The following is a 7773-nucleotide window of genomic DNA, read 5'->3' as shown; positions in this document are numbered from 1 at the left end:
GACCGCTAATCCCCCCCGGTCGAAACAGGCTATTGCCCAATTACAGCAGCGGGTCATTTCTTCCCAAGCCACAGTAGCGCTTACTACCACGGACTTATGGAAAAGAATCCAGCAGCAGTGTAGCTCGAATCCAGAATTAGCTCCAACCTTAACTGAACTGTCCTGGATAGAAACCAACGAAATTTCCCCGTCTCTAGCATCAGACTGGATTGAAACCGAGCGCCCAGATCACGATAGCTTAGCCTTTCTACAGTACACCTCAGGCTCCACCGGTAAGCCAAAAGGGGTAATGGTGACCCATGGCAATATCCTGCACAATTCAGCGTCGATCTATCAGTCCTTCGAGCATACCCTCAACAGTCAAGCGATAATCTGGTTACCCTTGTTTCATGATATGGGGTTGATTGGTGGTGTGATCCAGCCGATCTATGGGAGATTTCCGGTTATACTGATGTCACCAGTAGCCTTGATTCAAAAACCAGTTCGCTGGCTCCAAGCCATTTCCCGCTATAAAGCCAGAGCCACTACCAGTGGTGGTCCGAATTTTGCCTATGACCTATTATGTCGTCAGGTAACTCCCGAACAGATTGAAACTCTAGACCTCAGCAGTTGGGAGGTAGCCTTTTCCGGTGCTGAACCGGTTCGAGCCGAAACCCTAGAACGGTTTGCCAATATCTTCGCCCCTTGTGGGTTTAGACCAGAAGCATTTTACCCTTGCTACGGTATGGCTGAAACCACATTATTTATTTCCGGGGGATTGAAAGCTAACTCTGCTGTGATTAAGTATGTCGAGCAAGGTGCCCTAGGAGAGAATCGGGTGATAACTGCTACTAAAGACCAACAGCAAACACAAGGGATTGTCAGCTGTGGTCAGCCTTGGTTGGATGATCAGTTGGTAATTGTTGACCCGGAAACCCTAATAGAGTGTCCAGAGAATAAAGTTGGCGAAATTTGGGTATCTGGTTTAGGTGTGGGCAAGGGCTATTGGAATCAACCAGAGGAAACAGAACGCACATTCGGTGCCTATATAAAAGACACTGGCACTGGACCATTTCTGCGCACCGGAGACTTAGGATTCCTAAAAGATGGGGAACTCTTTATCACCGGTCGCCTCAAAGAATTGATGATCCTCTGGGGCAACAACCGCTATCCCCAGCATATTGAAGCCACTGTTGAGAAGAGTCATCCAGCCCTGCGACCCAACGCTAGTGCAGCGTTTTCCGTAGATTTAGAAGGGGAAGAACGATTAGTTATTGCTCAAGAGATAAAGCGGAGTTACCTGAGACACTTAGTGGTTGATGAAGTAGTGGCAGCCATTCGTCAAGCGGTAGCCCAAGAGCATATTGCCGATGTTTATGGGATTGTGCTGCTGAAAACCGGAAGTATTCCCAAAACCTCTAGTGGTAAGATTAAACGTCGGGAATGTCGGCTGCGATTTCTTGATGGCACTTTAGAAGCAGTAGGTGAATGGCGACAGAGTCAACTTCAGCAGCGTAGCATTACCGATTTGTTGAGTCAGTTGAATGTTGCTTCATCAGAATCCTAGAGTTGTTATTGGGTCAGCTATCAGCTATCAGCTATCAGCTTATGCCCGTAGCGCAATCGGTGATTTTGAATAAGCGATGCAGTGGCAGACACGGGGGTTTCCACTCACTGCTGACTACTGACTGCTGAATGCTTAAGTTATTGGAATTATTAAATGTGTTAAATATTACTAATTCCCAGTTACTAATTTCGACCATCACTAGCAATTTATAATTTTTTTTAGCAACAATTAAAAAAACTAATTAGGTATGGTAATATATTTATCTAAGCGCAGCTAAATTAATAATTAATCATGAAACGTTCTTTAGACGCTCTTAGGGAAAAAGCGAGGAATTTCCTGATCTATGGTATTGGTACACCACTTATATACAAGTTGGAAACGTTAATTACTAATTCTTCATTAATTGGTAATTCAACATTCTTTGATCCTGATAAATTTAATTGGGTGGAAGAGTTAGAATCCCAATGGATGACGATTCGCCAAGAGCTCGATCAAGTCTTGAAATATAGAGATAGTCTACCCAACTTCCAGGATATTTCTCCAGACCAAGGTGAGTATACCAGCACAGATAATCGGTGGAAAACCTATGGCTTTTATGGCTATGGAATTAAATCTAAACAAAATTGTAAAAACTGTCCGGAAACCACTCGTATTATCGAAAAAATTCCTGGTATGAAAACGGCATTTTTTTCAATCCTATTACCAGGTAAACATATCCCTGAACACAGGGGACCTTATAAAGGGGTAATCAGATGTCTTCTAGGATTACGTGTTCCTGAACCGAAGGAAAATTGTCGGATTCGTGTTGGTAACGACATTCGCTATTGGGAAGAAGGAAAAACGATGATATTTGATGATAGCTTCCCCCATGAGGTATGGAATGAAACCGATGGGATGCGGGTGGTTTTATTTCTAGATATTGTCAGGCCGCTCCGTTTTCCTGTTTCATGGATTAATCAATTATTTATTAAAGTAATTGCTTGGTCACCCTACGTTCAAGATGCTATGGCTAATCAGAAGAAATGGGAAGAACGTTTAGATAAGGTGTTTGCTCGACAATGAATCAATAGGGAACAGAGCGAGTGTGGGGCGAGGGGGGAGAGGTAACTATTTCAATACATTGTGTGTGTCTCAACAACAAACCCTTGAGGATGCCCAAAGGTGGCTTGAGTATGACCCCGATGTGATTATCCTGAATGCAGGACAAATCGAAACTGAGGTAGGGGATGGAGGAGTGCCACTGGTTGAGATAGTAGAATCGATGAACCGTGTTAACTACAGTTGGCCAGCATTGGTAGCCCTCGAAGCAGCCAAGCTAAAGCGCGAGCGACCCCTCGATGTGGTTGCTATTGGTTCGATTGCAGATGGTAGCCCTTCTTGTTTTGGTCCAGTCTATCATTCTGGTAAAATCGCTTTGCACTATTAATGGTCAGGTGTTGGACCAATAGTTTACCACGCCAGCAATCATCAAATCCTCATGAGGCTTTACCGTCCTGGTGTGATCAGCGGTCCCTTGGCTTGGGCACCAGTGAACCGTCTCAATGAAAAAGGTTATAAAATCCGAGCTAACCGAGTCAATTATGCTCCTCCTGCTGAAAAAGTAGCTAATACAATCGCCAGCTGGATTGAGAAAAACCAAGAATGGGTAGGAACTTATGATGAGCCTTTTAGCTTTAAAATATTCAAATTTTAAAACTACAGTTGTTTGGATGGCCTCGGGGCAGCAAATTCGTATAACTAGGAAATAGGGAATTGCGGGAATAGTTTGGGGAGGGTGGGGGTAACCATTAAGCTATCAGCTATCAGCTATCAGCTATCAGCTATCAGCGGTCAGTGTAAAGTGCGTAGTGTGAATAATTGGTGGATTATTTCATAATATAGTACTATTTTTTAGGTTCAATTTATGTTCAAAATTCCCGGAAAATGAATTATTATTAATCGAAGCTACTGAATTATGAATCCTCAATATCAGGATATTTGGTGATGTCGGAATCAAGCTAAAGTAATGTTTGGCAATGTGTAAGCTATCAGCTAATGCGCTACAGATGGTGCTACTTGAGGTGCTATCAGCTAATGCGCTACAGATGGTGCTACTTGAGGTGCTATCAGCAAAAGACGAAGGCCAAAAGCTCACGGCTGACGGCTGACAGCTGACGGCTGAATGCTTACAAAGTAATAAGTTTTTTTGTGTAAGTTTTTAAGTGCAGGGGTAAAAGGTGTCACAAACTATTCTCCAAGCAGCCACGTTAGTGGATATCCTGCGCTACAGAGCAGTTAACCAGCCAGATGCGATCGCATATACCTTTTTGGTGGATGGAGAAACTGAACAGGTCAGTCTGACTTACCAACAGTTGGAGCAACAAGCCCAAGCGATCGCGTTCCACCTGCAATCAATATATTCCCCAGGAGAAACTGCGCTACTACTGTATCCTCCTGGTCTAGACTATATTTGTGCATTTTTCGGGTGTTTGTACGCTGGGGTTGTAGCTGTGCCCGCTTATCCTCCTAGACCCAACCGCTCCCTTGTCCGTGTTCAGGGAATTGTCAAAGATTCCCTGGCAAGGGTAGCCCTAACTACCCAAGCAATCCTGTCTAATTTAGAGCGACGGTTTACTGAGGCTCCAGAACTGAAGACACTGCACTGGCTAGCCACAGAAAACATTAACGGCAACTTAGCTCAATCATGGCAGCAACCAGCTATAGATGGTAGCACCCTAGCTTTTCTCCAATACACCTCTGGTTCAACCGCTGCACCGAAGGGAGTGATGATTAGCCACAGCAATCTAGTCCATAATTCAGCTGCTATCTATAAGTATTTTGGGCACACCGACCACAGCAGTGGGGTGATTTGGTTGCCGATGTACCATGACATGGGTCTGATTGGTGGTATACTCCAACCTCTATACGGCGGTTTTCCAGCTACTCTGATGTCCCCCTTGATGTTTTTGCAAAGTCCGATTCGGTGGTTAAAAGTGATTTCCCACTATCGAGCCACCAGCAGTGGAGGACCAAACTTGGCTTACGACTTATGCGTACGCAAAATCAAGCCAGAACAACTAACAAACTTGGATTTGAGTAGTTGGGACCTGGCCTTTAACGGAGCTGAGCCAATTAACTTCGCCATCTTGGAGCGGTTTGCAACTAAATTTGAGTCCTGTGGCTTCCGCCGAGAAGCATTCTACCCTTGCTATGGCATGGCTGAAGCCACCTTAATGGTTTCTGGTGGTGTCAAAAGTGCCCCAATTGTCTTAAGAACAGTTGAGGGGGCAGCACTGGAGCAAAATCACGTTGTGCCAGCTAGTGTTGAGCAAGAAGGTACCCTTACCCTCGTAGGCTGTGGTCAAAGTCTGCCAGACCAGCAGATTGTAATTGTCCATCCTGAAACCTTGACCCGATGTGACCCAGGACAAGTGGGAGAAATCTGGGTATCAGGACCAAGCATTGCCCAAGGTTACTGGAATCAACCGGCAACAACCGAACGAAACTTTCGCGTAACTCTAGCATCGATGGGGGAAAAGCCATTTCTACGCACCGGTGACTTGGGATTCATGCTCGACGGTGAATTATTTATTACTGGTCGTCTCAAGGATCTGATCATTATCAATGGTCGTAACCACTATCCCCAAGATATTGAATGGACCGTAGAAAACACCCACTCCTTGCTCAGACCTACGTGTTCGGCAGCATTTTCCGTGAATATTGCTGGTGAGGAACAGTTAGTGGTGATTGCTGAGGTAGAACGTAGCTATTGGAAATCTACTCGGCTAGCTGCTTCTGACCCTGGCAATGGAGCGAAAGACCATGCCCTTGATAGCAAGGAGTTAATCCGGTTAATCCGACGAGCAGTATTACAACATCACGATTTGCCGGTTCATACTGCTCTGTTGCTCAAACCAGGTACTATTCCCAAGACATCTAGTGGTAAGATTCAGCGTCATGCCTGTCGCCAGAGTTTTATGGCGGGAACTCTGGCTGTTATAAATGATAGGGATTAGGCTATTGGCTTGAGCCATTAACCATTAAGATAACACCATTAAGATAACACCTTGCCCTCACCCTCAAAACTTCCTGAACAGACTCCTTACGTGGAAGTAAAGGTTAACAAATGTTTATGTTACCTGTTTCCTTCAAACCCCAGATGAGAGTTATGTCCTAAACTATACTTTACTTGATAGAATTTAATAGTTTTGTAACAATTTCGGATAGAATAAGGCATTAGTGGCCTTAGTTGGTAGTTGCAGTACATAGCTTATGTCGGAGAATTCCTGGTCAGAAAAAGCGCCAAGCCAAGAGCTGAAGCAACTTGGCTCTATGCTGTCTAACTTGTCAGAGGAAGAGTTTGAAACTAGCTTATTTTTCCAGGGACTAGAAGGACGCCGACGCAAAGCAGCTTTAGTGTTAACCATAGTGTGGTGCATAACCATAGCACTGCATTTGGTGTCTTGGGGGATCTGGGTGAGCTTGAGCTTAACAACAATATTAGGAATTCATGCCCTACGGTGCTTGCTGGCTCGACCGTTAAAAACCCCTCAACCCTGTTTAGATGAGGAAAAAGACGATTTTCCCTTTGTGTCTCTGCTAGTAGCAGCAAAAAATGAAGAAACTGTCATCAGTAATTTAGTTAAGTCTCTGTGTCAATTAGATTACCCCAAAAATCAGTATGAACTGTGGGTAATTGACGATTACAGTACTGACCAAACACCAGAAATCTTAGATAAGTTAGCAGCAACATACGACCAGTTGAAGGTACTGCACCGGAGTGCTAATGCCGGGGGCGGCAAATCAGGGGCACTCAATCAGGTACTGGGTTTAACTAAAGGGGAGATTGTAGCAGTATTTGATGCAGATGCTAAAGTTCCCAAAGATATGCTACGGCGGGTTTTGCCCTTATTTACTAACCCGCGAGTGGGAGCAGTGCAGGTCAGAAAAGCGATCGCAAATGCACCACTGAATTTCTGGACACGAGGGCAAATGGCAGAAATGGCTCTCGACAGCTATTTCCAACAGCAACGTATTGCAGTTGGTGGGATTGGTGAATTGCGGGGCAATGGTCAGTTTGTCCGACGTTCCGCACTACAGCGTTGCGGTGCCTGGAATGAAGAAACCATCACCGACGACTTAGATTTAACCATTCGCCTACACCTCGATCAGTGGGATATTGGCTTTCTCAATTTTCCGCCAGTAGAAGAAGAAGGAGTTACCAGTGCGATCGCACTCTGGCATCAACGGAACCGTTGGGCAGAAGGAGGGTACCAGCGCTATTTAGATTACTGGCGTTTAATTGTAAGTAACCGCCTAGGTTTGCGGAAAACTCTAGATTTATTTACCTACTTGATCATCCAGTACTTTTTGCCCACTGCTGCTGTACCAGACTGTTTGATGGCTATTGCCCGTAACCGTCTACCTATTTTTAGCCCCATTACTGGCCTAACTGTCACCCTATCAGTGATTGGCATGTTTGTCGGGCTGCGCCGCACCAATCAAAATCGAAGATTACGTGTTTCTAACCTATTGGTTAGTTTCTTGCAGACCTTGAGGGGAAATCTTTATCTATTGCACTGGATGCTGGTGATGGCTGCTACTACCGCTCGGATGTCTGTGCGTCCTAAACGCTTGAAATGGGTCAAAACAGTCCATAGAGGTGGGAATGAAGAATGAAGAATGAAGAATGAAGAATTATTAATTTCTAAAATGGTGAATTCCCAATTCCGAATTCCGAATTCCCAATTCTTAATTCTCAATTCTTAATTCTTACTTCCCAATTCCGAATTCCCAATTCCCAATTCCCAATTCCCAATTCTTAATTCTCAATTCTTAATTCTTAATTCTCAATTCTCAATTAATTCCTGATAAAAATTCAACAGCTGTTTAGCTAGCGCCTTATTGGTATACTGCTCCATTGCCCGTGCATAACCCAAATCTCCTAATTTCTCAGCCAACTCTGGTTGCTTGATTAGCTGCTGTAAACAATGTCGTAACTCCGACTCATTCTTTTCAGGAAACACCAACCCAGCATCCCCAATCACATAGGGAATTTCTCCAGAATCGGAACCAATTACTGGTACTTTAGATGCCATAGCCTCAATCAGCACATGACCAAACTGTTCCTTCCAACCTACACTAGTTAAGGTTTTAAACTTATAATTAGTCTCTGATGGTAGCACCAGAGTATTCATCACATTAATATAACGAGGTACCTCGTCATGGGGAACACTCTCAATCCAAAT

Annotated in this window: 8 protein-coding genes; 7 read left to right on the top strand and 1 reads right to left on the bottom strand. The window is 44.4% G+C overall.

The features are described from left to right. The 7 genes from F6K37_RS27200 to F6K37_RS27170 form a co-directional block, all read left to right on the top strand. Positions 1-1546 (top strand): fatty acyl-AMP ligase (locus tag F6K37_RS27200; RefSeq protein WP_287253495.1); only part of this gene is annotated, 1546 nt, incomplete at its 5' end. A 291-nt stretch (positions 1547-1837) separates the two neighbouring features. Then, a complete protein-coding gene (locus F6K37_RS27195; protein ID WP_008185345.1) occupies positions 1838-2608 on the top strand; it encodes an aspartyl/asparaginyl beta-hydroxylase domain-containing protein in 771 nt (256 codons plus the stop codon). Between the two features lie 64 nt (positions 2609-2672). Further along, the gene (locus F6K37_RS27190) at positions 2673-2972 is read left to right on the top strand and encodes a hypothetical protein (RefSeq protein ID WP_008185343.1); all 300 of its coding nucleotides are present in this window, start codon (positions 2673-2675) and stop codon (positions 2970-2972) included. An 87-nt stretch (positions 2973-3059) separates the two neighbouring features. Next, positions 3060-3239: a hypothetical protein gene (locus F6K37_RS27185; RefSeq protein ID WP_229414526.1), complete on the top strand. Its 180-nt coding sequence runs from the start codon at positions 3060-3062 to the stop codon at positions 3237-3239. 322 nt (positions 3240-3561) lie between these two features. Beyond that, positions 3562-3693, top strand: coding sequence for a hypothetical protein (locus F6K37_RS27180; RefSeq protein ID WP_008185337.1), 132 nt, complete (start codon positions 3562-3564; stop codon positions 3691-3693). Positions 3694-3762: 69 nt separating this feature from the next. Continuing rightward, positions 3763-5541: a fatty acyl-AMP ligase gene (locus F6K37_RS27175; RefSeq protein ID WP_008185335.1), complete on the top strand. Its 1779-nt coding sequence runs from the start codon at positions 3763-3765 to the stop codon at positions 5539-5541. Between the two features lie 256 nt (positions 5542-5797). Next, positions 5798-7204 (top strand): glycosyltransferase family 2 protein, encoded by a 1407-nt coding sequence (locus F6K37_RS27170; protein ID WP_008185332.1) that lies wholly within the window; start codon positions 5798-5800, stop codon positions 7202-7204. A gap of 170 nt (positions 7205-7374) precedes the next feature. Here F6K37_RS27170 and F6K37_RS27165 read toward each other — a convergent pair. Further along, positions 7375-7773 (bottom strand): glycosyltransferase (locus tag F6K37_RS27165; protein WP_287253490.1); only part of this gene is annotated, 399 nt, incomplete at its 5' end.

Source organism: Moorena sp. SIO4E2 (genome assembly GCF_010671945.1).
Lineage (GTDB): Bacteria > Cyanobacteriota > Cyanobacteriia > Cyanobacteriales > Coleofasciculaceae > Moorena > Moorena producens.
Note: the sequence above shows the minus strand (reverse complement) of the source record. Positions and strands in the feature narration are given on the sequence as shown.

What these genes read in the sequence shown, in the direction of transcription:
- F6K37_RS27195 (WP_008185345.1), top strand. Translation starts at nt 1,838, where the DNA reads ATGAAACGTTCTTTAGACGCTCTTAGGGAAAAAGCGAGGAATTTCCTG.
- F6K37_RS27180 (WP_008185337.1), top strand. Translation starts at nt 3,562, where the DNA reads ATGTGTAAGCTATCAGCTAATGCGCTACAGATGGTGCTACTTGAGGTG.
- F6K37_RS27170 (WP_008185332.1), top strand. Translation starts at nt 5,798, where the DNA reads ATGTCGGAGAATTCCTGGTCAGAAAAAGCGCCAAGCCAAGAGCTGAAG.